At 70.9% G+C, this 24,100-nt stretch carries 19 protein-coding genes; 10 read left to right on the top strand and 9 right to left on the bottom strand.

Translation table 11 applies throughout. From position 1 onward, the window contains the following. Positions 1 to 230: 230 nt before the first annotated feature. Positions 231 to 2,762, bottom strand: coding sequence for a glycosyltransferase (locus tag K318_RS0101145; RefSeq protein WP_035280143.1), 2,532 nt, complete (start codon positions 2,760 to 2,762; stop codon positions 231 to 233). Positions 2,763 to 3,028: 266 nt separating this feature from the next. Here K318_RS0101145 and K318_RS18500 point away from each other — a divergent pair, with 266 nt between their 5' ends. Continuing rightward, entirely contained in the window at positions 3,029 to 4,123 is a 1,095-nt protein-coding gene (locus tag K318_RS18500) for an acyltransferase family protein (RefSeq protein WP_051297309.1), read from the top strand. 138 nt (positions 4,124 to 4,261) lie between these two features. Next, on the top strand, positions 4,262 to 4,834 hold the full coding sequence (locus K318_RS18495; protein WP_084499480.1) for a GtrA family protein: 573 nt from the start codon (positions 4,262 to 4,264) through the stop codon (positions 4,832 to 4,834). Here K318_RS18495 and K318_RS18490 read toward each other — a convergent pair. The 7 genes from K318_RS18490 to K318_RS25160 form a co-directional block, all read right to left on the bottom strand. Further along, positions 4,824 to 6,134: a DUF6716 putative glycosyltransferase gene (locus tag K318_RS18490; protein ID WP_245579724.1), complete on the bottom strand. Its 1,311-nt coding sequence runs from the start codon at positions 6,132 to 6,134 to the stop codon at positions 4,824 to 4,826. The two genes, K318_RS18495 and K318_RS18490, sit on opposite strands and share 11 nt — an antisense overlap. Next, positions 6,080 to 7,237, bottom strand: coding sequence for a hypothetical protein (locus K318_RS0101125; RefSeq protein WP_029088106.1), 1,158 nt, complete (start codon positions 7,235 to 7,237; stop codon positions 6,080 to 6,082). Before K318_RS0101125 ends, K318_RS18490 begins: the two co-directional genes overlap by 55 nt. After that, positions 7,234 to 8,850: a polysialyltransferase family glycosyltransferase gene (locus tag K318_RS18485; RefSeq protein WP_051297308.1), complete on the bottom strand. Its 1,617-nt coding sequence runs from the start codon at positions 8,848 to 8,850 to the stop codon at positions 7,234 to 7,236. The genes K318_RS0101125 and K318_RS18485 overlap by 4 nt, the downstream gene beginning before the upstream one ends. After that, positions 8,847 to 9,884: a glycosyltransferase family 2 protein gene (locus K318_RS18480; RefSeq protein ID WP_051297307.1), complete on the bottom strand. Its 1,038-nt coding sequence runs from the start codon at positions 9,882 to 9,884 to the stop codon at positions 8,847 to 8,849. Before K318_RS18480 ends, K318_RS18485 begins: the two co-directional genes overlap by 4 nt. Before the next feature lie 102 nt (positions 9,885 to 9,986). After that, the gene (locus K318_RS0101110) at positions 9,987 to 10,868 is read right to left on the bottom strand and encodes an N-acetylneuraminate synthase family protein (RefSeq protein WP_029088105.1); all 882 of its coding nucleotides are present in this window, start codon (positions 10,866 to 10,868) and stop codon (positions 9,987 to 9,989) included. Positions 10,869 to 11,011: 143 nt separating this feature from the next. Then, positions 11,012 to 12,457: an acylneuraminate cytidylyltransferase gene (locus K318_RS18475; protein ID WP_084499479.1), complete on the bottom strand. Its 1,446-nt coding sequence runs from the start codon at positions 12,455 to 12,457 to the stop codon at positions 11,012 to 11,014. Between the two features lie 255 nt (positions 12,458 to 12,712). Next, positions 12,713 to 13,879 (bottom strand): FAD-dependent monooxygenase, encoded by a 1,167-nt coding sequence (locus K318_RS25160; protein ID WP_051297306.1) that lies wholly within the window; start codon positions 13,877 to 13,879, stop codon positions 12,713 to 12,715. 191 nt (positions 13,880 to 14,070) lie between these two features. Between K318_RS25160 and K318_RS0101095 the strand changes: the two genes are divergently transcribed. Beyond that, positions 14,071 to 14,262 (top strand): antitoxin, encoded by a 192-nt coding sequence (locus tag K318_RS0101095; protein ID WP_029088104.1) that lies wholly within the window; start codon positions 14,071 to 14,073, stop codon positions 14,260 to 14,262. Positions 14,263 to 14,401: 139 nt separating this feature from the next. Here the strand turns inward: K318_RS0101095 and K318_RS0101090 are convergent, their stop codons facing one another. Next, on the bottom strand, positions 14,402 to 16,078 hold the full coding sequence (locus K318_RS0101090) for a dolichyl-phosphate-mannose--protein mannosyltransferase (RefSeq protein ID WP_245579751.1): 1,677 nt from the start codon (positions 16,076 to 16,078) through the stop codon (positions 14,402 to 14,404). A 117-nt stretch (positions 16,079 to 16,195) separates the two neighbouring features. Between K318_RS0101090 and K318_RS25695 the strand changes: the two genes are divergently transcribed. The 7 genes from K318_RS25695 (at position 16,196) to groES (ending at position 24,014) form a co-directional block, all read left to right on the top strand. Continuing rightward, positions 16,196 to 16,972, top strand: a complete 777-nt coding sequence (locus tag K318_RS25695) for a DUF4190 domain-containing protein (RefSeq protein WP_051297305.1) — start codon at positions 16,196 to 16,198, stop codon at positions 16,970 to 16,972. A gap of 5 nt (positions 16,973 to 16,977) precedes the next feature. Further along, positions 16,978 to 17,829 (top strand): 16S rRNA (cytidine(1402)-2'-O)-methyltransferase, encoded by an 852-nt coding sequence (gene rsmI, locus K318_RS0101080; protein WP_029088102.1) that lies wholly within the window; start codon positions 16,978 to 16,980, stop codon positions 17,827 to 17,829. Between the two features lie 204 nt (positions 17,830 to 18,033). Beyond that, the gene (gene metG, locus K318_RS0101075; protein ID WP_029088101.1) at positions 18,034 to 19,587 is read left to right on the top strand and encodes a methionine--tRNA ligase; all 1,554 of its coding nucleotides are present in this window, start codon (positions 18,034 to 18,036) and stop codon (positions 19,585 to 19,587) included. Then, positions 19,587 to 20,540 carry a TatD family hydrolase gene (locus tag K318_RS0101070; RefSeq protein ID WP_035280142.1) on the top strand — a complete coding sequence of 318 codons (954 nt, stop codon included), beginning with the start codon at positions 19,587 to 19,589 and terminating at the stop codon, positions 20,538 to 20,540. The genes metG and K318_RS0101070 overlap by 1 nt, the downstream gene beginning before the upstream one ends. Before the next feature lie 277 nt (positions 20,541 to 20,817). Then, on the top strand, positions 20,818 to 22,011 hold the full coding sequence (locus K318_RS0101065; protein WP_029088099.1) for a resuscitation-promoting factor: 1,194 nt from the start codon (positions 20,818 to 20,820) through the stop codon (positions 22,009 to 22,011). A 242-nt stretch (positions 22,012 to 22,253) separates the two neighbouring features. Beyond that, positions 22,254 to 23,420 carry a resuscitation-promoting factor gene (locus K318_RS18460; RefSeq protein ID WP_035280141.1) on the top strand — a complete coding sequence of 389 codons (1,167 nt, stop codon included), beginning with the start codon at positions 22,254 to 22,256 and terminating at the stop codon, positions 23,418 to 23,420. A gap of 300 nt (positions 23,421 to 23,720) precedes the next feature. Further along, a complete protein-coding gene (groES, locus tag K318_RS0101055; protein ID WP_029088098.1) occupies positions 23,721 to 24,014 on the top strand; it encodes a co-chaperone GroES in 294 nt (97 codons plus the stop codon). The last annotated feature ends 86 nt before the right edge of the window (positions 24,015 to 24,100 follow it).

The raw sequence follows: 24,100 nt of genomic DNA, 5'->3' as shown, positions 1-24,100 counted from the left end.
CGCAGAGCCTTCCCAGCGCACCGCACGCAGATCTGCTCTCACTCCGTGCACCGGTCCGAACGCCGCCGGTGCCGCTGTCGGGGTGGTCTCTCCTCCGGCTGCGTCGTCTGCACGGTGTGCGGCTCCTGCGTGTGAGGGCGCGCTCACCTTCCGCTCCGCCTGCGCCGCCCTCAGCCGTGCGGTGAGGCGATGCCCCAGCACCCTCAGTGAGCGGCCTGCGCGTCCGGGGTTCATACGGCCCTCACAGCGGAGAGGAACTCGGCGCGTGTGCGTGCGTTGTATGCCCTCCAGTCGAATTCCTGCTGCGGCACGGCACCCTCCAGGTAGGCGCGCATACCCTCGGCGAGTGCTTCGTCGGAGCGTTCGACGATGAGTCCCTGCTCCTTGCTGAGCGCGTCCTTCACCGAGGCGAACCGGGTGGACACGATGGGCAGGCCGAGGACCCTCGCCTCGAGTATGACCATCGGCTGACCTTCGTAGTCACTGGAGAGGACGAAGCAGTCTGCGGCCTCGTACAGCGGGAAGGGGTTGGGCACTTGGCCCGTGAATGCCACAGCATCGGCGAGTCCGAGGCTCTGCACCAGTGACTGCAGGCTCTCACGGAGAACTCCGTCACCCACCATCACCAGCCGCGTGGCCGAGTTCTCCCGGTGCACCTGCGCGAATGCGCGGATCATCCTCGCCTGGTTCTTCTCGGGGCTCATCCGGCCGATCGTGAGGAAGGTGGTGTCCTCCGACGGCGGCAGGAACCTCGAGAGCACGGTCTCGAACTCCACCGCCTGGGCGACGGCCTCGCCGCCGTACGCATCGGTGAGCAGGCGGACCTGCGTCCGCAGATCGGCTCCCGGCGGAGCCTCGGCCTGGGGCCGCTGCAGTTCGAACTGCGGGCGGGCCCGGGCGAGGGCCGCCTCACCGTCGATGAGGTTCCGCGCATAGGTGAAGGTGGTGTGGGGCGCATAGTGCTGGAGCCCGGCACGGTTGAGCTCGCAGAGGCTGGGCGATACGGCGACCACGGTGTCGAAGTCGTTGTACAGGTCGAAGACCTGCTTGAGGCGGCGCTCATGGGGAGTGGAGTCGTTGATCTCCTTGGACACCTCGGAGACCATGTCGTTGTGCTGCCAGATCGACTTCACTCCGGAGGGCGCTGCGGCGAAGACCCCCGCCCACAGTGGCCCGTAGCCGGAGAAGTCGATGACGTGGTCGAAGCGGGCGTCTCCGAAGCAGCGCCGCCACTCGTCGTGGAAGTCCTTCCGGGCGCGCGGTGCGCGTGCATCGTCTCCCCAGGGGAACTCGGCTCCGAGAACCTGTTCTGCGGGCTTCTTGCCCGTGGTGAAGCGACCGATGCGGGGGAGCAAGCGGATGCGGGAGTCGATCCGGCTGAGGAAGTCGAGCGCATCCGGCCGGGTGCTGTGGCCGTAGGCCACGGAGACGTCGAATCGGTCGAAGTCCAGGGAGTTGAGCATGTTGATGCACGAGCTCGTGATGCCGTTGGGCAGCAGGCCGCCCGGATAGAGCAGCAGGCTCGTCCGCCCGTCCGAGAAGTCGGAGATCACGGTCCCGCCGGTGTCCCTGCCGCGGAACACGAGGTCCACCACACGCTGCGACGCCCGTCCGTCGTCGTGGGGGTTGTAGGTCTGCCGCGCGGCATGGAGGCGGTCCGTCACGGCCTCGTCCGGCGCGGTGAGGAGAGCCTCCGCCGCGGTCTCGACCGTGGTGACGATGGGCCCGGGCCAGTCCGCGGGCTCCTGGTAGAGGCCGCGGTAGCCCGAGTAGGAGTCGTAGTCGGGAATGTAGAACAGGATCGGCCGTTCGAGGGCCTGGTAGTCGTAGAAGATGCTCGAGTAGTCGGTGATGAGTGCATCCGAGACTGCGAGCGCCGTATTGGCAGGGATGTGGTTCGGCACGAGCCGGTCGCGGAGCTCGGGATGCGCATCCGCCTGCGCGAGGACGCGCTGATGGACCTTGAGGAGAACCCGCCAGCCGGGGCCCAGGCGCTCCTGGAGCTCGGTGACGAACTCCGCCGTGGAGGCCATCTCGTCCAGGGGATCGTAGAAGGACGCGCCCTTCCAGGTGGGAGCGTACAGAGCGATCTTCGCGCCGGCGGGCACGGCAGTCCCGCTCGCGCGAAGACGTTCGAGGATGTCCTTGCGGCCGATCGCGTCGGTGAACTGATGGTCGATGCGCGGATATCCGACCTCGGCGATCCTCCCGCGGAAGATCCCGTCCAGGCGGTAGCCCTTGCGCAGCATGGTCTCGGTGGTGAAGGGGTTCGGTGACAGTATCCAATCGGCCGCCAGGAAGTTCCTGATGATGTTCCGGGTGTCAGGCCCTCCGTCCTCGACGTCGTACCCCATCCGCTTCAGCGGCGTCCCGTGCCAGGTGTTGATGTAGGTCTGCTCCGGCCTTTTCGCGAGCTCCGGAGGGAAGGTCGAATTGTTGATGAGGTACCCGGCTGTCCCAAGTGCGTAGTAGTACTCGAGGGACTTGTACTCGATGAAGCGCACATTCTTCGCCTTCTCGAACTCCGTGACGATCGGATCGTTCAGGCAGTCCTCCTCGAGCACCCAGAGATGCTTGAGGTGGGACATGTCCGGTGCTGCCATGAGTGCACGGAATATCGCTTCAGGGTTGCAGACCGCTCCCCGTCCGGAATTCGCCTCGTAGAGGACGGTGTTCTTCCTGACGGGGAGGCGGCGGGACCGGGCTACCGTCTCCGTGACGAGGCGCCTGTGCGCGCGACTCCTGAGGGAAAGCTGTGCCATCGAGGTCTCCTGGGTTGGGGAAATGCCGTGAAGCGTAATTCACCTAGATCGATGATTCATCGGCGAACTCCGCCTCTTCTGCTGTCGCACTGTACATCTCAGTTTCGAGAGAGCGTCCTGAAAGGGGAGTGGGGCTGGGTGGGAATCTCCTGACCTCAACGGTCCTGCGATTCGAGGAATGAATGTTCTGCTTTTCCTGGAAGAAGTATGAGCGGACGATGAGGCGAATGCGGAGGAAGTGCAGAAGCGGATGCTAGTTTGTCCCGATGCCTGTGCGGGACAGACGGATCGACAACGCCAAGGGCGTCCTCATCGTGCTCGTGGTCCTCGGGCATCTGCTTGAGGGATTGAGCTCCGGGTGGGACGACGGCCTCGGGCGCCTCGTGCTCACCTCGATCTATGCGTTCCACATGCCGGCCTTCGTGTTCCTCGCGGGCATCACTGCTAAATCGAAGCGGCTGGGCGAACGGATCCTCAATCTCCTCCTTACGCTCCTCGCGGCGCAGCTCGTCTACTACGTCGCGGAGCGGCTGGCCGGTGACCCCTTCGAATGGAGCTGGATCAGGCCGCACTGGATCCTGTGGTTCCTCTTCGCGATGATCGCCTGGTACTTCACGGTGCCGCTCATCGAGAGGGCTCCGCGGGTCATGGTCGTGGTCTCCGTCGCCACCGGGCTGCTCGCCGGGGCGGTGCCCTTCGCGGACTATGAGTTCTCACTGTCGCGCGCGCTCGTGTTCTGGTCCTTCTTCGTTCTGGGGAAGGTGTTCGGCCGCACCCTGCTCACCTGGCCCTCCGCTCTGCTGCCGTGGTTCAGGGTCGGCATGGTCATCGCTGCGGCCTGCCCGCCGCTTGCCCTGTTCGTCGCGGACCTCGAGCGCGAGTGGCTCTACGGCAGCCGGAACTACGAATGGCTCGAGGTGGGACTCGTCCACGGCATCTTCATCCGCCTCTGCCTCTATCTCATCGCGGGTCTCGCCATTGTTGCGCTCCTCACCGCCGTGCCCGATCGGACAACATCCGTCACCACCATCGGGGCACGTTCTCTGTCGGTCTATCTCCTGCACGGCCTGGCGGTCATCCTGCTCACTCCCACCCTGGCGACGATCTATGACGGAGGCTATGAGCGAGCGGTGCAGATCGGTGCGGTGGTCCTCTGCGCGCTTCTCGCCTGGGCCCTGGCTCAGCTGCTCGCCGTCCGGCCTCTGCACTGGGCCGTTTCGGAGCCCAGCAGACGGCTCGCCGGGCTCCTCCTCAAGCCCCTTTCCACTCGCTCCCGCCCTCGGTCCGTCGCCATCTCGTCTGCCGGGCGGCAGCATCAGCCCGTGCCACGGCACTTGTCCCGGCACGTCGAGAGCATGTGAGACCGCGAGCGCTCTGACGTGATCCCCAGCAAGTCTTCTGTGTCGGAGGCGCCCGCATCCTGCCATCGGTCGTAGAGTGGGTGTCCGTCAACTCGGGCGTGCCAGCCGTGCGTCCCATCCCAGCCGAGGAAACACGCATTGGACAGCTCCCGACAGGTCGCCGCGCACCCCGAGCCCCGGCCCGCCACACCTGCCGAGGACGCCGCCCCCTCCTCTGAGGACGTCCGGCGCGCCTCCCGCTGGGCTCGTCTCCGGCGCCTCGTGCGCGAGGTCTTCTCGTTCCTGTCCGTGGGCGGACTCGCCTACATCGTGGACGTGGGGCTGTCGAACCTGCTCCTGTTCGGCTTCGCGGGCGTCCCCGCGCTGCTCGACGGCAGCCCCGTCAAGGCGAAGGTCGTCTCAACCGTCGTCTCCGTAGCCGTCGCCTGGCTCGGCAACCGCTTCCTCACCTACGGCAGCAGGAACTCCGGCTCCGAGTTCTCCACCATCTGGAAGTTCGCGGTCGCCAATGCCCTCGGCATGGTCATCGTCGTCGCGCCGCTCGGCGTCACGTGGTACCTGCTGGGGCTACGCGATCCGCTCACCTACAACATCTCGACGAACATCGTGGGCATCGGCCTCGCGATGGTCTTCCGCTTCTGGATCTACCGCACGTGGGTGTTCCCCGACCGCGGCGAGGCCCCGGCCCCCGAACGCGAGGTCATCGGCTGAGCCCGCGCACCGCCGCGGCCCCGGCCCGGTAGGCGCGCACCACCGGCGCGGGCGCCAGCGTCCGCAGCTCCGCCCGCACTCGCCGCAGATCCTGCATCGCGGCCTGTCGTCGCAGGCCCGGGAGCTGCCGCTCGCGGGCCCGGAGGGCCAGCAGTGCGAGCCCGCGCTCGAGCTCCCCGTCCTCCGCATGGAAGTAGTTCTCCTCGAGCCAGCGCTCGGAGGCGAAGGGGAGGTCCCCCGCCGCGATCTGCGCGAGCGTGCGCTCCGTGCCAGAGCCCGCGAACGCCTCGTTGAGCATCTCGTCGTCCACCCCGAAATCCGAGATGATCGCGGTGGGCAGCCCGCGGTCCAGCGATTCGAGGGCGGCGGTCGAGGACACCGTCACGAGCGCGGAGGACGGCGTGAGGAAATCGGACATCGGCCCGTACCCCTCGCGCACCTGCGGTCCTGCCTCGCCCGCGGCGCGCAGCTGCGCGAGCAGCTCCCGGTAGCTCACGTGCTCGTGGTGGGTCTCCTGCTCGCCCTCCCGCGAGCGCAGCTTGACGACCGCCTCGCGCCCGGGCGCAGCCGCGGCCCATGCGGCCAGCGCGCGCAGGACGGCCTCCCGCTGCTCCCGCCGCACCGGGACCTTCGCCTGCGGGGCGAAGACCAGCCTGCGCACACCGTCCGCGCCGCCCCGGGCAGCGGGCGGCGCCTGAGATTCGAGCATCGGCAGCCGCGTCGTGAGGATCTCGGCGGGCAGGCGCAGCCCGGCGTACACCCGCGCGTACTCGGCCGCCTCGCGGTGCGAGTGCGTGAGGAAGGCATCGCCGAGGCGCCGGTACCGCGCGCCCTTCCCCGTCGCCGGCAGCCCCACCCCAGGCAGCCCGGAGACCAGCCCCGGCCGCGGGCGCAGCCGGGCCGCGGTCGCGTGGATCTGCTGGACCACCGGCCCCGTCGCGGCCGCCAGCACGATGTGCGGCCCCAGTTCGGTCAGGAGTGCGGCGAGTCCGCGCCTGCCGATGACCGCAGGCCTGCGCCCGGCCCACGAGGTGCCGGCCGTGGCCGCCTCGATCTGCGCTGCCGCGGGCAGGATTGGGGTGTCCATGAGCACGAGCCGGGTGTCGAAGTCCCCGAGGCGGTCGAGCAGGCGCGCCGCCCATTTGAGGTACGACTCGCTGTCGGCCACCGCCACGAGGCGCGGGCGGTCGGGACCGGACGGGAGACGGGGCCCGGCGGCGGTCCTCGCCGCGGAGTCGCCCCGGTTCAGCACGCGCTCGCCTCCGCCGCGCACCGCGTCCCGGCCGCGTCGTCCACCCATGCGCTCAGCATACGGAAGCTCTCCTCGGTCATCCGGCGGAAGCCGTGCGGAGCATCCTCGGTCCACCAGTCTCCGGGGACGTCCCGGAGGACGAATGCGGCGCCCGGGTGCATGGTGGACAGCCCCACCACCGCAGTGGAGGGCACGCTGTGCACCTGTGCCCCCGCAGGCAGCGCGGACAGCCGCAGTTCGAGCGGCAGGCCGGCACTCTCCACCGTGAGCCCCGGAATGCAGGCGATCCGGTCGAGCGCCTCGGCGGTCTCGCGCCGGTGCGGGAAGTACACGGCCGGCCGTGCGGCGGCGACCTCGCGCAGCCAGGCCTCGTAGCTCTCCGCCCGCACGAGGCCGTCAGCGGCCATCGCGGAGCCGATCACGACGGCCGGAGCCTCCGCCGGCGAGGCGGGTGCGGGCTCGGCTGCGGAGCCCGCCGGGGCTCCCGGAGGCGCATCTGCTGCGGGGAGCGCCGCGAGACCGGTGCCGCGGGTTCGCGCGAGCTCGAAGGTGTGCGGATGCACGAGGATGCCCGCGCTGCGGACGTCGGCCGTGAGCCCGGCATCCGGGCGGAGAGCCGTGAACCAGTCGACGCGGCCCTTGCCCGCGAGCCCGCGCAGGCGTGCGGCGAAGGCCGAGGACAGCTGCCGGCGGACGGGATCGAGCCGCTGCCTGGGTCGTTCCAGGGGCCCGGGGCCGGCCACGAGCTGCCGCATGACCGACAGCGTCGCGAGACCGTCGTCCAGCACCGTGATCCGCGGGAGGCGCCGGAGGAACCAGCCCTCCAGCAGGATGCGCTGGATCCGGCCCGAGCACAGATCCCCGAGCAGCAGCCGCTCCGCACCCTCCCGCACCAGCTGCGCGGCCGTTGGCAGGCTCCGTGAGACGGAGACCCCGGCAGGCAGCAGCACGGTGGGGAAGCGGTCGAGGAAATCGCCCATGCCGCGAGCCTCGGCCCGGACGTGGACGACGGCGCGCTGGCCGGTGCCCCGGCCTCCCGCCTGCACATCGGCCGGACCTGCCACGGCGTGCAGCGCCTCCAGCGCGGAGAGGAACTGGAAGGGCGATTCGACGAGTGCGTGCACGGCGGGCGTCCTGGGCATCTCGGTCACCTGGCCTCCTGTCCTTCCCCTGCCGCCCCGGGGCCGGTGGGCGCACCTGCGGGGGCCGGTCGAGCATGTGCCCCCGTCGTGGGAGCTCCGCCGGCGGCCCGTGCGAGGGCGCTCCGCACCCGGCCGCCGGCCTCGGCAGCGACCCGTCCAGCGCTCGTCCGCATCCTGAGCCCCGTCCGCCCGGCCAGCGCCGCAAGCGGCCGGAAGCCCTCCACCACCTCAGGCGGCAGCGCGTGTGCGGCAGTCTGCACAGCCTCGCGCGCGCCGCGGCCCGCAGCCCGGCGCGCCCTCTGCGGCAGCGTCCCTGCCCGGGGCGGCAGCCCGCCGGGCAGATCCAGCTTCGTGAGGCGGCGGCGCTTGAAGTACGCGGAGGCCTCCGCGCCGTGCGCGGTGAGGAACGCCTCGGCCCGTGGGCGCAGCACCGCGAGGATGCGGGACTGCATGCAGTAGCCCACGGCATCGACGAGCTCCTGCAGGGTGTAGGGGCTCTGCGCGCGGGTGCCGGCTCCGCCGCCGGCGTCACCGCCCGCCGGACCCGCTTCTGCCGGGGCTGCGCCCGCCGGACCCGCGCCCGCCGGGTCGCCGAACAGGTCGCGGCAGATGGTGACGGGGATGCGATTGCTGTTCTCGTACGGTGCGAAGGCCTCGAGGGCCAGCTCCGTGCCGAAGGAGCGCGCGGCGGTGCCGTAGAGGCGCCAGGCCGTCACCATGCCGGTGGAGAAGCAGCTGTAGACGGCCTCAGGCCGCATCCGCTCCGCGCACACCTCGACCGGCAGGGAGGCCGGGAGCAGCTCGAAGCCGATGCCCGCGGCCCGGGCCCGTTGCTCCAGCACCCCGCCCACCGCCGAGGAGGCCGCGGGATGGGCCTTGAACAGCACCGTGCTCGCTCCTTCGGCGGCCGCGCGGCGGACCATGTCCTCGTACACCGCGGTCTCCTCCTCGACGGAGAGCAGCCCGATGTCCGAGAGGTACTGGCCGATCACGAGGACGGAGCCCGGCGGGGCGGGGGAGACCTCGGCGGCGGTGCGGGAGGCGACGTCGGCGATGACCTCCCGCAGCGCCTCGGCGGGGACGGGGATGCGCCGCACCCCCGGGAACTCGCTGAGCAGGAGGGGGGTGAGCCCGGGCACGAGGTCCATGTGCAGCAGACCGGACAGGCGGTGCCAGACGAGTGGGGAGAACCGGTTGCGCGAGGGGCCGTACGTCATGAGGCCGTCGGAGTGGACGAAGAGCTCCGCGTCGGCGAACACGGCGGCCAGCGGCTGCGCCGGACTGCTCTGGAGGGACTCGAGGAACAGCTGGATCTCCGCGCCCTCGAGCTCCCACGCCCGGGCGAGGAGCCTGCCCCACACGGCGCGCTCGGTGGTCTTCACGCTCCACTGCGCCGGGTGCATGGGCCGGATCCAGGCATTCAGGTCGATGACCCGATCGAAGCGGGCCACGAGCGGAGCGGCCTCCGGCTGCCCTGCGAAGGACGGACCCACCTCGCTCACGAGGCGGGTGTCGCAGACGAGGAGCACGCGCTCCTCGGCCTCGTCGAGGAGGCCGGAGTCGAGCGCGGCGGAGATGTTCACGAGCTGCAGCCACGAGGACGCGGCGAAGACCTGCTTCATGCGCTCCTCCTCGGGGTATCGGGTGCGGTGGGGCGGGGCATGGTCGCGCTGCTGCGCCGCCGCTCGATCTCCCGCAGGATGGGACGCAGCGCGGCCTGCCGCTTGCGGGTGAAGGAGCCGAGGAGTGCTGTGAGGTCGTCCTCCGACAGGCCGGCGCCCACCTCGGCGACCCGGCGGATCAGCTCCGTGCGGAGCCGGCGGCTCATCTCGGCGCGGCGCTGGAGATGGAGATCGGCGAGGGCGAAGAGGTTGTGCGCGGCCTTGAGCGTGTGGGCGTTCGAACAGCCGAGGGCGCGGGTGCGCGCGAGGGTCTTCGCACAGCTGGCGATGAAGTCGAGCTGCGTCTCGTCGTAGACCGCCGTGATCGAGCCGGCGACGTCCCGCCGGTAGTAGACCCCCGGCGTGTCCACCACCGCGAAGGTCTCGGACTCGAGCATGAGCCGCCAGTTCCACTCCCGGTCCTCCGCGCTGCGCAGGTCCTCGTCGAAGAGGAGGAGTCCGGAATCGAGCAGGTGGCGGCGGAAGACGCCGGTGGGCGGATTGGGGTAGTCCACCATCGTCTGCTCGAAGCCGCGCACGGTGTAGTCCGCGCAGCGCAGCCGGCGGCCGCGCAGGTGGACCGGGGCCGCCTTGAGCGAGCGGTGCTTGCCTGAGGCGAGGATGATGTCCGTGCGCACCGAGTCCGTGCCGAGCGCGTCGAGGGCGGCCAGCATGACCGCGAGATGGCCGTTGCCGTACCAGTCATCGGCGTCGAGGAAGGTGAGGGCCTCGCCGCGGGCCGCGCGCAGACCGCGGTTGCGGGCGGCGGCGACACCGGTGGGACGCTCGCTGCGCAGCAGCCGGAAGGAGCCGAAGCGGTCGGCGAAGCCCGCGGCGACCTCGCCCGTGAGGTCGCTCGAGCCGTCGTCGACGAGCACCACCTCGAGCTCCTCGCCCGGCACGCCCTGATGTGTGAGGGACGTGAGCGCCTCGGCGATGTGCGCCTCGGCGTCCTTGGCCGGGATGACGACGGACAGGCGGGGTGGTGGGGTCACGGAATGCGTCCTTGGGTGTGCCGGGGAGGGCGTGGCGGGCGGAGAGAGCGGGGGCGAAGCGGCCCGGCGGGAGGCGGCTCCTGCCTCCTGCCGGGCGCCGGCTCACTTGCGCAGGGAGGCGATCTTCGACTCCTCACCCGGCATGATGCGCTTCTCGCCGTCGCCCAGGGCGCGCTCGATCACCCGCACGCCGCGGCAGAGCGCGATGAACTCCTCCGGCTCCATCGAGGCGGACTGGTCCGAGCCCCACATGTTCGTGTCGAGGGTGATGTGGCGCTCCACCGTCACCGCGCCCAGGGCGACGGCCGCAAGCGAGATCTCCGTGCCGATCTCGTGACCGGAGTAGCCCACCGGGACACCGTAGCGCTCGCGCATCGCCGGGATCGCCAGCAGGCCGGCCTCCTCCGGCGGCAGCGGGTAGGTCGAGGCCGCGTGCATGAGGACGAGCCTGTCCTGGTCGAAGACCTCCACCGCGGCGTCCAGGATCGCCCAGTCGGCCATGCCCGAGGAGCACAGCACGGGCTTGCCCGTCGCGGCGACGGCGCGCAGCAGCTCGAAGTCCGTGAGCGAGGCCGAGGCGATCTTGTAGGTGAGGGCGTCGAACTCCGTCTCGAGGAACTCGACCGAATCGACGTCCCACGGCGAGGCGAACCACTGCAGGCCGAGCTTCTGCGCGTGCGCGTCGATCTCCCGGTACTGCTCGCGCTCGAACTCCACGCGGTACTTGTACTCGAGGTAGGTCATGGTGCCCCAGGGGGTCTCGCGCATCTTGGACTTCTGGGCCTCGGGCACCGCGACGTCCGGGTTGCGCTTCTGGAACTTCACGGCCTGGGCGCCGGCCTCTGCGGCCACGTCCATGAGCCGCTTGGCGATCTCGACATCGCCGTTGTGGTTGATGCCGATCTCGCCGATCATGTAGACGGGCTCGCCCGGACCCACCCGCAGATCGCCGATGGCGACGGGGGCGGGGGAGGCGGCCGGCATCCGGTCGAGGGCCAGCGCCGGCCGGAGGACGGTCTGCGCGCCGGGGGTGCTCGCGGCGGTCTGCTGCGCGGCCTGCGCGGTGGCCGGCTCTGCGGCGGACACGGGCGCGAAGGCGAGGACTGCGGTGGAAGCGAGCGTCTGGCTCATGCGAACTCCTTGAGATTGCGTGCAGAGGGGGTCAGAGCTGCCGTGGGCAGCGGGACGGATCGGTGGTCGGACTGCGGGACGGGCCGCCGAGGCATGTGCCCGGGGCTGCCTTCGCGGCGGCCCGCGGCGGCCTCGGGCGCGGCCTGCAGGACGGAATCGGGGATGAGGTCGCAGACCTCTCGCACTGCGCCGTGCCCGCCCTCGCGGGTGAGGACGAGACGGGCGGCGGTGCGCACGGCCGGGTGGGCATCGGCGACCGCGATGGGCCAGCCCACCACGCCGAAAGCGGGCAGATCGTTGAGGTCGTTGCCCACATAGGCAACGCGGGCGGGGTCCAGGCCGCGGGCGGCACACCAGCCTTCGAGGGCGGAGGCCTTATCGTCGATGCCCTGGAGCACCTCGGTCCGCAGCTTCTCCGCGCGGCGGGTGACGACGGGGTTGCGCTCTTTGGAGAGGATGAGGACGGGGAAGCCCGCATTCACGAGGCGACCCACGCCCATGCCGTCGCCGCGGTGCACGCGGACCTCCTCGCGGCCGTCCTCGGAGACGAACGCGGAATCGTCGGTGTGGACCCCGTCGAAGTCCGTGACGAGGGCGTCGACGTCGAGGTGCGAGGGCGGCTCCTGTCCCTCAGCGAGCGCGCGGACCAGGCTGAGATCGCTCATGGAGTCGATCTCCCTGGCGTGCTCCGCGGGCACCTCCTCGATGCCGATGCGGCCGAAGAAGCGGTGGCCGCTCTCCAGGAATCCCCGCGTGTCCATGACGTAGAAGGCGCCCGTCTCGTTGAAATGGGGCTCGCGGTCCTGGCGGCGGGGGCGGAAGGAGGCCTCGTGGCCCACGGCCTGCGCACGTGCGTCCGGTCCCAGTTTCCAGAGGAAGGAATGGTCCTCGACGGCGGAGAAGACGACGTCCGCGCGGTCGTCCGCCACCTGCGCGATTGCGCTGTCGAGGGCGGCGGGGTCGATGAACGGCGAGGTGCACTGGAGGAAGACCGTGACGGCGGGGAGGCCAGCGGACTCTGTGCTCCCCGCGTTCGCTGTGCCCGGGCCACTCACTGTGCCTGGAGCGGCGGCGTTCGGGACTGCGGTGCCGGGGGTCTCAGCGGTGCTCAGGGCGTGCAGTGCGTGGAGGAGGGCGGACTCGCTGCTCGCGTGGTCCCCCGCGATCTCCGCAGGCCGGTGGATCACCTGTGCGCCGGCGGCTCGGGCCTCGGCGGCGATGCCCTCGTGATCGGTCGAGACGAGGACCCGGTCGATGTGCCGGGCGCCGTGGGCGGCGTCGATCGCGCGGGCCAGCAGGGTGCGGCCGGCCACCTTCTGCAGGTTCTTGAGCGGGATCCCCTTGGAGCCGCCGCGGGCCGGGATGATCGCGACCGCCGTGGGGCGGGCGGCGCCGGGCTGTGCTCCGCCGCGGAGTCCGGGGGGTGTGGTCGAGGTCGTCATAGGCGGCCACGGTAGGCCGCGCATGGTTGCGCGCAGGTGAACGGAGGGCGGCGTATGCGCAAGGATCGGGTGTTGTCACCGGCTGTTCATCTGCCGGATGTGCCGAGGACGACTAGAGGCTCCCTCATCTGCACTGTCCCCGATCCGCCACCATCTCTTCATGTGAGCGCTTCCTGTCGGATTCCGCCGTCGGAGCCGACATGAAGTGCTCACCCGGCGGGGATCGGGGAGTGGGGAGTGGGGAGTGTGGGGCTGTCAGGGTGCGCCGGGGCCGTTGGGCAGGAGGCCGAGGAGCCGGTCGCGCAGACGGTCGTGCCGCGTCGTCGCCACGCCCAGGACGGCGCGGGAGGCGCGGCGGACCGCCTGGGGCCGCACGAGCCGGGCGGCCTCGTACCTCCGCAGCGCCTGCGGCAGGGGATGAGTCTCCAGAAGACGGCTCAGGGCGGCGGCGTCGACGAGGGACTCGTTGGCGCCCCGGCCCAGATTGGGCGCCATCGCATGAGCGGCGTCCCCGATGAGCACGGCGTACCGCGGGCCGGGAGCTCCGAGCGCTCCCGCCGGAGGAGCACCCAGCCCGGCCCCGGAGACATCCGCCCCACCCCGGACCTCTGCGGCCTGATCACCTGCGGCGAGGGGGACGGCCTCGGCCTCTGCGGCCCGGGGCATGGTGCGCACGAGGCGGCCGGGCCAGCGCGACTCCCAGAGGTCGTTGACGAGGGTGTCGGCCTCGCGCGCGTGGGCCAGGACGCGCTGGGGGTCCTCGGCCCAGCCCTCCCAGCGCCGGCGGAGATGCGCCAGGGCCTCCTCTCTGCCGGAGAAGCGCTGTGCGGGCACCGTTGCGAACCAGTTGATCCCGCCGCCGGGCCGCGGTGTGATCCCGAAGAGCCCGTCCGCCCGCCACACCTCCTGGAACCTGCCGCCCACGGGATCCTCGTCGATGACGCCGCGGATCACGGTGACGGGGAGCCTGCGGGCGGCCGAGGCAGGTCCCCAGAAATCGCGGCGGACACGGCTGTGCACCCCGTCGGCACCGACGACGAGGTCGGCCTCGAGACCGCGCGCGGAGTGGACTCGATGGCGGTGCACCCGCACGGACGCGGGCAGGGCCCCACGTAGGAGGTCGCGCAGCTCCGTGCGGGGGACGAGGGGGATGTCGACCTCGCGCATCTGCATGTGCGCGAGCGTGCGGCCGCGGGCATCGCTGAGCCGGCCCTCTGCGACCCTGACGGCGCGTCGGCGCACCTCCTGCTCCAGGCCCAGCCGCGCGAGCGCCCGCAGACCGCCGGCCTGGAGGCCGAACAGCGTGGGCACCGCCCTCGGATCCCAGTCCGCCTCGTGCAGGTGCACCTCCCAGCCGCGCGGCAGCGCCGCCGCCAGCGCGAGACCGGCGATGCCCGCCCCGATGATGTGAGCTGTGGTCATGCTCCGAACCTACCCGTGGGAACGGCGCGTGCCCACCCTGTGCGCCCGCTCCCCCACGGGGCGCGTATAGCTCTGGGTGCGCGCAGCTCAGGACGCGTGCAGCTCTCGGCGCGTGCGGCTCTGTGAGGGAGCACGCAGGCCGGCCCCGTAGAATCGCCCCCGCAGCTCTGCTCCGCGAAAGGATCTCCGCCATGAAGTTCGGCCGTATCGTGTGGATGCTCTTCCGCCTCCTGCGCGGACCGCAGGGACGCTCCGTGCTGGACGGGGCGGAGGTCGCTGCCCGCCGCGCGACCAAGGGGCGCTACGACGACAGGATCAGGCAGGCCCGGCGTGCCGCGGGCAAGGCGCTCGGCCACGAGGGCCCCGGAGGCCGCCGAGGCTGAATCGGCGCCTCTGCCCGACCGGTCGATCCGGCCCGATCTGGAAGCTCGCACTCTCGGCGAAGCGGTCCCGATTGAGACGATGCTGCTGTGAGTCGCCGCACCGATGCACGCCATCGAGCCACCCACCCGGGGCTGGGCCTCAGATCCAGGTGGGGTTCCACATCCGGATCTCCCAGGCCTCGCGCGGGATCCAGGTGGCCGTCCACACCGGCCAGAAGAACGCGAAGGCCATGATCGCTCCGGCGAGCACGAGCCCCACCACCGTCCGGCGCAGCACCAGGGTGCCCTCGGGCCGCGGGGATCCCGCCTCGGCGCCGGGCTGCCTGCCCCACAGCAGACCGAGCGCATACGTGAGCCCCAGGACCACGAAGGGCACCATGACGATGGTGTAGAACGTGAAGATCGTCCGCTCCTGGTACATGAACCACGGCGCCCAGGTCGCGAGCAGCCCTGCGAGCACGGCCTCGGCCCGCCAGTCCCGGCGCACGGCCCACGCGAACAGCAGCACGAGGACCGCCAGCGGCGCGAGCCCCCACACCACGGGATTGCCCACCGAGGTGATCGCCGAGGAGCACTGGTCGACCGCGCAGCCCTGCCCCCCGGCCTCGGCGGTCTTGTAGTAGAAGCTCGTGGGCCGCCACTGCACGATCCAGCCCCACGGATTCGACATGTAGGTGTGCTCGGAGTCGAGGCCCACGTGGAAGTCATAGGCCGCCTTGTGATAGCGGGCGAGGCTCACGAGCCAATCGGGCAGGAAGTCCCACCAGCCGGAGTTCTGCTCCGCCCAGTCGCGGTAGTAGCCGCCCCGATTGACGATCCATCCCGTCCACGAGACCACGTAGACGGCGAACGCGACGGGCACGAGGGAGCAGAAGGCGGGAACCGCGTCCTTGAGCAGCGCCGCACGCCACGGATGCCGCACGCCCATGCGGCGGCGGTGCCCCCAGTCCCAGATCACGGTCATGAGGCCGAACACCGCGAGGGCGTACAGCCCCGACCACTTCACGCCCATCGCACAGCCCAGCGCCAGCCCCGCGGCAAGCCGGTAGGGGCGCATGCCCAGGGAGGGGCCCCAGGCCTCGGGCGTGAGCCAGGGCGCGCGGGCGCGCAGATGCGAGCGCAGGTCTGCCGCCGAGGCGCCGGCCCCCGCCGCCGTCAGCGCCCGGTCGATCCGGCCCCGGGTCTGCAGGCGGTCGGCCACGAGCAGGCCGAACCCCGCGAGGACGAAGAACATGACGAAGATGTCCAGCAGGGAGGTGCGCGAGTGCACGAGGTGTTCGCCGTCCACGGCCAGGAGCAGGGCCGCGATCGCACCCAGCCAGACGGAGCCCAGCAGCTTCCACGCGATGACGCCCAGCATGAGGATGGACAGCGTGCCCACGAGCGCTGCGGAGAACCGCCAACCGAACGTGTTCGCCTGCCCGAACAGCTCGATGCCCCAGCCGATCAGCCATTTGCCCAGGGGCGGGTGCACCACGAAATCGCCCTCGCCGAGCACGACCCAGGGGTCGCCGGCCTCGAACGCCGGATTGGGCTCGTCCGGCCAGCTCCGCTCGTAGCCGAAGTTCGCGAGCGACCAGCCCTCCTTGACGTAGTACGTCTCGTCGAAGATGAGGGTGCCGGGAGTGCCGAGCCGGAAGAAGCGGAGGACTCCGCCCACCGCGGCGATGAGCGCGGGCAGCAGCCACCCCCAGGTCCGGACGCTCAGGCCCAGGACGACGGTGCCGGGGGCTGCCGCACGCGCACGGCCGCGACGCGTGCGCGGGTCCGCGGCAGAGGACGTCGCGGCAGTCGGATCGGCGGTGGGGGCAGTCACAGGCGCCAGTGTACTTGCGGGTCCGGCTGTACCGGGGAGCCTCGGGCGCAGTAGCCTTGACGTGCTGTGAGCGCGGGCCCCGGTGCGCGGGGGCCGGACCGGCGGGAGGAGACCAGCATGAGCACAGGCGGACGCGATCCCTATGATCCGCAGGGCGGCTCCGGGTCCTACGGCTCCGGGCCGGATCACTCGCACCCCGTCTACGGTGCGGGTTCGGAGGAGCCGACCCGTGTCTTCGGTGTGAGCCCGGAGGAGCCGACTCTCGTCTACGGCAGGGGAGAGCTCTCCAGCAGCAGCCCGTTCGACACCGGTGCCGAGACCTCGGGGTCCTCCCATATGATCCCCGCGCCGGAGGAGAGCCTCCCCTCGGGCGGCCCCTATGGCCCGGGCCCATTCGGCGCAGGCGCCTCCGGCTCCGCTGCGTACGGCTCCGACCCCTACGGCTCGGCCCCCTACGGCTCCTCCCCGGCGGGGCAGGGCTCCGGCTACGGCCTGCCCGCCTACGGCGCCTCCGCACCGCAGTCGTACCCCGCGGCGGGCCAGGGCATCGACCCCTATGGCGCCGCCGCCTACGGGGCATCCACCTACGGCGCCGCCGGGTACGGCGGCTACGGGCAGCCCCCGGCCTACCGCCCCACCAACGCCATGGCGATCGTCGCCCTCGTGTGCGGCCTCGCGGGTCTCTTCACGGGCATCTCCGCCCTCGCCGGCATCATCTGCGGGCACATCGCGCGCAGCCAGATCGCCCGGACCGGCGAGCAGGGCGGGGGCATGGCGCTCACGGGCCTCATCATCGGCTATGTGGTCACCATCGGCTGGCTCCTGTACTTCGGCCTCATGATCGTGCTCTTCATCTTCCTGGGGGCGGGCTCCCTCGCCGCGGCCGGGGCCTGAGCGGGGTGGCCGCAGACAGGACCGCCGAGGGCGGTGCGCTCGTGCTCGTCGGCACGCCCATCGGGAACGCCGACGATGCGAGCCCGCGCATGCGCAGCGCCATCGAGTCCGCGGACGTCATCGCCGCCGAGGACACTCGCCGCTTCCACGCCCTGTGCGAGCGCCTCGGGCTGCGCACGCAGGCGACGGTGCTCAGCCTGTTCGACCACAATGAGGCCGCCCGCGCCCCCGAGCTCGCGGATCATGTGGCCGCCGGTCGCACCGTCGTCCTCCTCACGGACGCGGGCATGCCGGCCGTCTCCGATCCCGGCTACCGCGTCGTGCGGGAGGTAGCCGGGAGGGGACTCGCCGTGACGAGCGTGCCCGGCGCCTCGGCCGCGGTGACGGCACTGGCGGTGTCCGGCCTCCCGAGCGACCGCTGGGCCTTCGAGGGCTTCCTCCCGCGCAAGGCGGGGGAGCGGCGCCGGCTCGCCGCAGCGCTGGCCGGGGAGCAGCGGACCCTCGTGTTCTACGAGAGTCCCCACCGCATCGCCGAGGCGCTGCGCGATCTCGCCGAGGGCATGGGCGCCGACCGCGAGGCCGTCCTCTGCCGTGAACTCACGAAGACCTACGAGGAGGTGCTCCGCGGCACCCTCGGCGAGCTTGCCGAGACTGCCGCCGAAGGACTGCGCGGTGAGATCTGCCTCGTCGTGGCACCCGGTGCGCCGCAGCCCGCCCCCGCGCCCGAGGCCGTCTCCGGTGAGGTCGCAGCCCGCGTCGAGGCGGGGGAGCGGGCCAAGCAGGCGGCCGCCGAGGTGGCCGCCGCGCACGGACTGCGCACGCGCGAGGTCTACGAGGCCTATCTCCGGCAGAAGTGAGCGCCGGCCACCCCGCATTGAGCGTCAGCCACCCCTCGTGCCGCTGGCCGCACCGATGCGTCGTGGCGTCCGGCGGCATTTCGGGTGGGGAGGTGCGAATGCGTGTGGAGACGAACGGGTGGGACGGCACCGGTGCACGGGGCGAGCGTATGGGACGGCGCGCGTGCGTGCCGTCGTGTGCGCATCGCTAGACTGAGCGGCACTATGACGTTCTACATCACCACCGCGATCGCGTACCCCAACGGCACCCCCCATATCGGCCACGCCTACGAATACATCGCGGCGGACACGATGGCCCGCTTCCACCGGCTCGACGGCGAGGACGTCTACTTCATGACGGGCACGGACGAGCACGGCCTGAAGATGCAGCAGACGGCGGAGAAGGAGGGCATCACAGCCCGCCAGCTCGCCGACCGCAACGCCGCGGCCTTCCGCGCGCTGCAGGACTTCCTCGGCTCCTCCTACGACCGCTTCATCCGCACCACGGATGCGGATCACCACGCGGCCTGCCAGGCGATCTGGCAGCGCATGGAGGAAGCCGGGGACATCTACCTCGACTCCTACTCCGGCTGGTACTCCGTGCGCGACGAGGCCTACTACCAGGAGGAGGAGACCGAGGTCCGGGAGGACGGCGTCCGGTACTCCCTCAGCACCGGCACGCCCGTCGAGTGGACGGAGGAGGAGTCCTACTTCTTCCGCCTGTCCCGGTACCAGGAGCCGCTGCTGGAGCTCTATCGCGAGCACCCGGAGTTCGTGGGCCCGGACGCGCGCCGCAACGAGGTCGCCTCCTTCGTGGCCTCGGGGCTCAAGGACCTCTCGATCTCCCGCACCACCTTCGACTGGGGCGTCCCCGTGCCCGGCGATGAGCGCCATGTCATGTACGTGTGGGTGGATGCGCTCACCAACTACCTCACGGGCGCGGGCTTCCCGGACGTCGGCTCGGAGCGGTTCGCCCAGCTGTGGCCGGCGGACGTCCACATCATCGGCAAGGACATCCTGCGCTTCCACGCCGTGTACTGGCCGGCCTTCCTCATGAGCGCCGGCATCGAGCTGCCCGGGCGCGTGCACGCCCACGGCTTCCTGTTCAACCGCGGCGAGAAGATGTCGAAGTCCGTGGGCAATGTCGTGGATCCCTACGACCTCGTGGACTCCTTCGGCCTCGACACCGTCCGCTACTTCGTGCTGCGCGAGATCCCCTACGGCCAGGACGGCTCATACTCCGCCGAGGGCATCATCACCCGCAAGAACGCGGACCTCGCCAATGAGTACGGCAACCTGGCCCAGCGCTCGCTGTCGATGGTGCGGAAGAACCTCGACGGCATCATGCCGGAGCTCGCGGACCTCACCGCGGAGGACGAGGAGCTGCTCGCCGCCGCGCGCGCTCTCCATGGGACCGCCCGGAGGCACGTCGAGGTCCAGAGCCTGCACCTCTATCTCGAAGCGGCCTGGAAGGTGCTCTCCGCAGCCAACCGCTACTTCAGCGCCCAGGAGCCGTGGAAGCTGAAGAAGACGGATCCCGCGCGCATGGCGACGGTCCTGGCCGTGACGCTCGACGTCGTCCGCCGGGTCACGCTCCTCGTGCAGCCGGTCATGCCGGAGTCCGCCTCGCGGATCCTCGATCAGCTGGCCGTCGCCGAGGATGCACGCACCTTCGCGGCTCTCGAATCGCCCGTGGCGGCGGGTACGCAGCTGCCCGCTCCGGAGCCGGTCTTCCCCAAGCACGTGGAGGACGCGCCCGCGGAAGCGGTCCGGGCCTGATGGGCTCCCGTGCCGCCGGAGAGTACCCGCCGGTTCCCGAGGCGCTGCCGTTCCCGGTCGTGGACACCCACACGCACCTCGACATCTGCGTGGGTGCACGCGGTCCGCTCAGGGCCGGCGAGCCCGCGCCCGAGGTGGTCCCGGCCGAGGACGAGTCCTTCCCGCCGCTGTCGTTCTTCCACGACACCGCGCAGGCCGCGGGCGTGACCCGGATCGTCCAGATCGGGTGCGAGATGGGCGCGGCCCGGTGGACGGCGGAGATCGTCGCCGCCGAGGCCGCCTCGGGTCGCGACTGGATGCTCGGCGGGGCGGCGATCCACCCCAACGAGGCGCCGCGGCTGGCGGCGGCGGGCGTGCTCGAGGACTCGCTCACGGAGATCGAGCAGCTGTGCCGGTCCGAGCGCATGCGCGTCGTGGGGGAGACCGGCCTCGACTGGTTCCGTCTGGATGAGGCCCAGGTGAACGGCGTGGCCGTGCCCGCCGAGCGGGCCCGCGTATGGCAGGAGGAGTCCTTCCGTGCGCACATCGAGATCGCCAAGCGCCTGGGGCTCGCCCTCGAGATCCACGACCGCGAGGCGCACGCCGACGTCCTGCGCGTGCTCCGCGATGCCGGCGCCCCCGAGCGCACCGTCTTCCACTGCTTCTCCGGCGACGCGGCGCTCGCGCGGGAATGCGCGGAGCGCGGCTACTTCATGTCGTTCGCCGGCAACATCACGTTCAAGAACGCTTCCGGTCTGCGCGAGGCCGCCGCGCTCGTGCCGCCCGAGCTGCTGCTCACGGAGACGGACGCGCCGTTCCTCACCCCGCATCCGCACCGAGGCCGGCCGGGCGGCCCTTATCTCACTGCGGTCACGGCCCGGAAACTGGCCGAGGTCCGGGGTGAGGAGCTCGCTGACCTGTGCGAGCAGGTGACGGCCAACGCAGAGACCGTGTTCGGGCCCTGGAACCTATAAGGCCGTGAGGTAAGGCGCGGGCTGGGACGCCGGTCGCGCGGAACCCGCGAGGACTTGTAGGGCTGTGGGACAAGGCGCGGGCTGGGACTTGGGACGCGCGGAACCGGCGAGCGGCTGTGGCGCTGGGTGGCACGGCGCGAGCTGGGATCTCTGGCGCAGAGGCCCGCGCGACGAGGGTTCTGTCACATCCTTTGTAACGGCGGTAGCGATTAGATAACGAACCGGTTACACTCGTTGCAGTCGTTCCGTCCCTCCCGTCTTCTGATTGGACTTTCACGTGATCTCAGCTCTGCGCAACCGAAAGGTGCAGATCGCCGGTCAGGCCGTCGTCATCACCGCTCTGGTGGGCGGCACGGCTGCCTTCGTGGGCCTCAACAAGCAGGTGAACCTCGTGGTCGACGGCCAGTCCGAGCAGGTGCGCACCTTCTCCGGCAGCGTCTCCGATCTCCTGGACTCCCAGGAGATCGAGGTCGAGGCCGGTGACCAGGTGCAGCCCGGCGCGGACGCGAGCATCACGCGCGGCATGGACATCGTCGTCAACACCTCGAAGGACCTGCAGCTCACGCTGGACGGGGTCTCCTCCGCGCAGAGCACCACGGCGAACACGGTGGGTCAGGCGCTCGCGGAGCTCGGCGTGGACCCGGAGGGCGCGGAGGTCTCCGCGGATCTCAAAGCCAGCCTGGCCGACGGCCAGAACAGCGAGTTCTCCGTCATCACCCCGAAGACGGTCACGGTCGTCGCGGACGGGGAGCGGACGCCGGTCGAGATCACCGCCGCCACGGCGCAGGAGGTCATCGACGAGGCGGGCGTCGAGCTGGGCGAGGCGGACACGCTCTCGCTCCCGGCCTCGGCCCCCGTGCTCGACGGCGGCGTGGTGGAGGTGCTGCGCACCAAGACCGAGGACAAGACGGAGACCGAGGCCATCGCGAAGAAGGTCACGGAGAAGAAGGACGATTCGCTCGAGCGCGGCAAGCGCGAGGTGGAGCAGAAGGGCAAGGACGGCTCCAAGGAGATCGTCTACTCCGTCACCACCGTCAACGGCGAGGAGATCTCCAAGGAGAAGAAGTCCGAGGAGGTCGTCGCCGAGCCGGTCGAGGAGATCGTCAAGGTCGGCACCAAGGCTCCGGCGCCCGCACCTGCTCCCAAGGAGGACGAGGGCGAGTCCGGCGGCTCGGATGACGGCGGCTCCGGCGGAGGCGGCAACTACTCCGGCGACATGAGCACGGCCGAGATCAAGGAGATGCTCGGCGGGTCCGGCAGCCGCTGGTACAAGATCGTCGAGTGCGAGTCGACCTTCAACCCGCGTGCGGTCAACCCCAACGGCCACTATGGACTCTTCCAGTTCAAGCTCGCCACCTGGCGGAGTGTGGGCGGCTCCGGCAACCCGATCGACGCCCATCCCACCGAGCAGTTCAAGCGGGCCAAGATCCTGCAGGAGAAGGCAGGCTGGGGCCAGTGGTCCTGCGCATGATCCCCGGACTCCCGCACGTGGTCTGCATCCGGCATGCCGACACCTGACCGCTGCCGAGCGCCGCACTCACCATCGTGAGCGCGGCGCTCGGTGCGTCGCCCAGCCGTGAGTGACCGGGCGCACAGCAGGTGACCGGACGCACGCAGGCCGGCGCTCCGGCGGCCGGGACCCGCCTCACACAGCAACATCCACCACGAGCATCACCCACCACGAGCAGCGGCGGCAGGCGCCGCGGGGGAGACATGAAGCGCAAGGGCATCCAGATCGCAGGGCAGGCCGTCGTCATCACCGCACTGGTGGGTTCGACCGCCGCCTTCGTCGGCTTCAACAAGAGCGTCGACCTCGTGGTCGACGGACAGCACCAGCAGGTGCGCACCTTCGCGGGCTCCGTCGAGGAGGTGCTCGCCGGGCAGAACCTCGACCTCTCCGGCGAGGACCGCATCCAGCCGGGCGGGGAGGCCTCCGTGACCCGCGGCATGGACATCGTGGTGAACACGCAGAAGAGCGTGGCGCTCAGTCTCGACGGCGTGGCCTCGGAGGAGACCACCCATGCGAACACGGTGGACGAGGCGCTCGCGGACCTGGGCGTGGATCCGGCCGGGGCGGAGGTCTCCGCCGCCGGCGATGCGCCGCTGGACCCCGCGTCCCCCACCGAGCTCACCGTCGTCACCCCCAAGACCGTCACGGTGCGCGCGGACGGCGAGTCCCATGAGGTGCAGGGCACCGCCGCGACGACGGGTGAGGCGCTCGAGCTCGCCGGCGTCGCCGTCGAGGACACGGACATCGTCTCCTCGCCGCTCACCGCCCCCATCGCCTCGGGGCAGACCGTCGATGTGCTCCGCACCGAGACGAAGACGGAGACCGTCGAGGAGACCGTGGAGAAGAAGGTCACCGAGAAGAAGACGGACAGGATGGTCGAGGGCGGGAAGAAGGTCGAGCAGAAGGGCGCGGACGGCAAGCGCGAGGTCACCTACGAGATCGGGCTCATCGACGGCGAGGAGGTCTCCCGAGTCGAGACGGACGAGAAGGTCCTGGAGGAGCCGAAGGAGGAGATCGTCCTCGTCGGCACCGGTGACCCCACGGACCCCGACAGCTACGAGATCTCGCCGGACGGCCAGGAGGGCGGGACCATGTCCACGGCCGCGATCAAGGAGATGCTCGGCGGACCCTCGAGCCCCTGGTACAAGATCGTCCAGTGCGAGTCCGAGTTCAACCCCAAGGCCGTGAACCGGTCCAACAACAGGTACTTCGGCCTCTTCCAGTTCGGCATCCCCACGTGGGAGGGCGTGGGCGGCTCCGGCAATCCTGCCGATGCCTCACCGCAGGAGCAGTTCATGCGCGCCAAGATGCTGCAGGAGCGCCACGGCTGGAGCCAGTGGGAGTGCGCCGGCATGGTGGGCGTGGGCTGATCCCCGTGATGCACGGGAGCCGCGGCCGAGGCGGGACTCAGGTCCCGCCTCGGCCGCGGCTATTCGCACTTCTCCGGGAGTCCGCTGAGAGCGCGTCCGCGGCCTGGCACTCGAGTTGCACGAGTGCCAGTGCGGAATTAGAGTCGAGCTAGCACACGCGCCATGTGAGTGCTAACTGTGCGACACCGGCCTGCTGCCCGGCACCCGCGACGACGGGCGGCGAATCGCGGAATCCCGCGTGGAGGCTCACGCGTCGCACGACGACAAGACAAACCTTCGTCATAAGGAGAGTGTCCGCACATGTCGGTCTCCATCAAGCCGCTCGAGGATCGCATCGTCATCCGCCAGGTCGAGGCAGAGCAGACCACGGCCTCGGGCCTGGTCATCCCCGACACCGCCAAGGAGAAGCCGCAGGAGGGTGAGGTCGTGGCAGTGGGCCCCGGCCGCGTCGCAGACAACGGCTCCCGCATCCCGCTGGACGTCAAGGAGGGCGACAAGGTCGTCTACTCCAAGTACGGCGGCACCGAGCTCAAGTACGGCGGCGAGGAGTTCCTCGTCCTCTCGGCGCGCGACGTCCTCGCAGTCATCTCCTGACCGCTTCCTCGCTGACGCGACGCCGTTCCGCCCCCGCGCGGCGCGGCATCGTCACAGGATCAACGCACACGAAGGGGAAGTGAAGA

It is taken from the genome of Brevibacterium album DSM 18261 (assembly GCF_000426445.1).
Taxonomy (GTDB): Bacteria; Actinomycetota; Actinomycetes; order Actinomycetales; family Brevibacteriaceae; genus Brevibacterium; species Brevibacterium album.
Note: the sequence above shows the minus strand (reverse complement) of the source record. Positions and strands in the feature narration are given on the sequence as shown.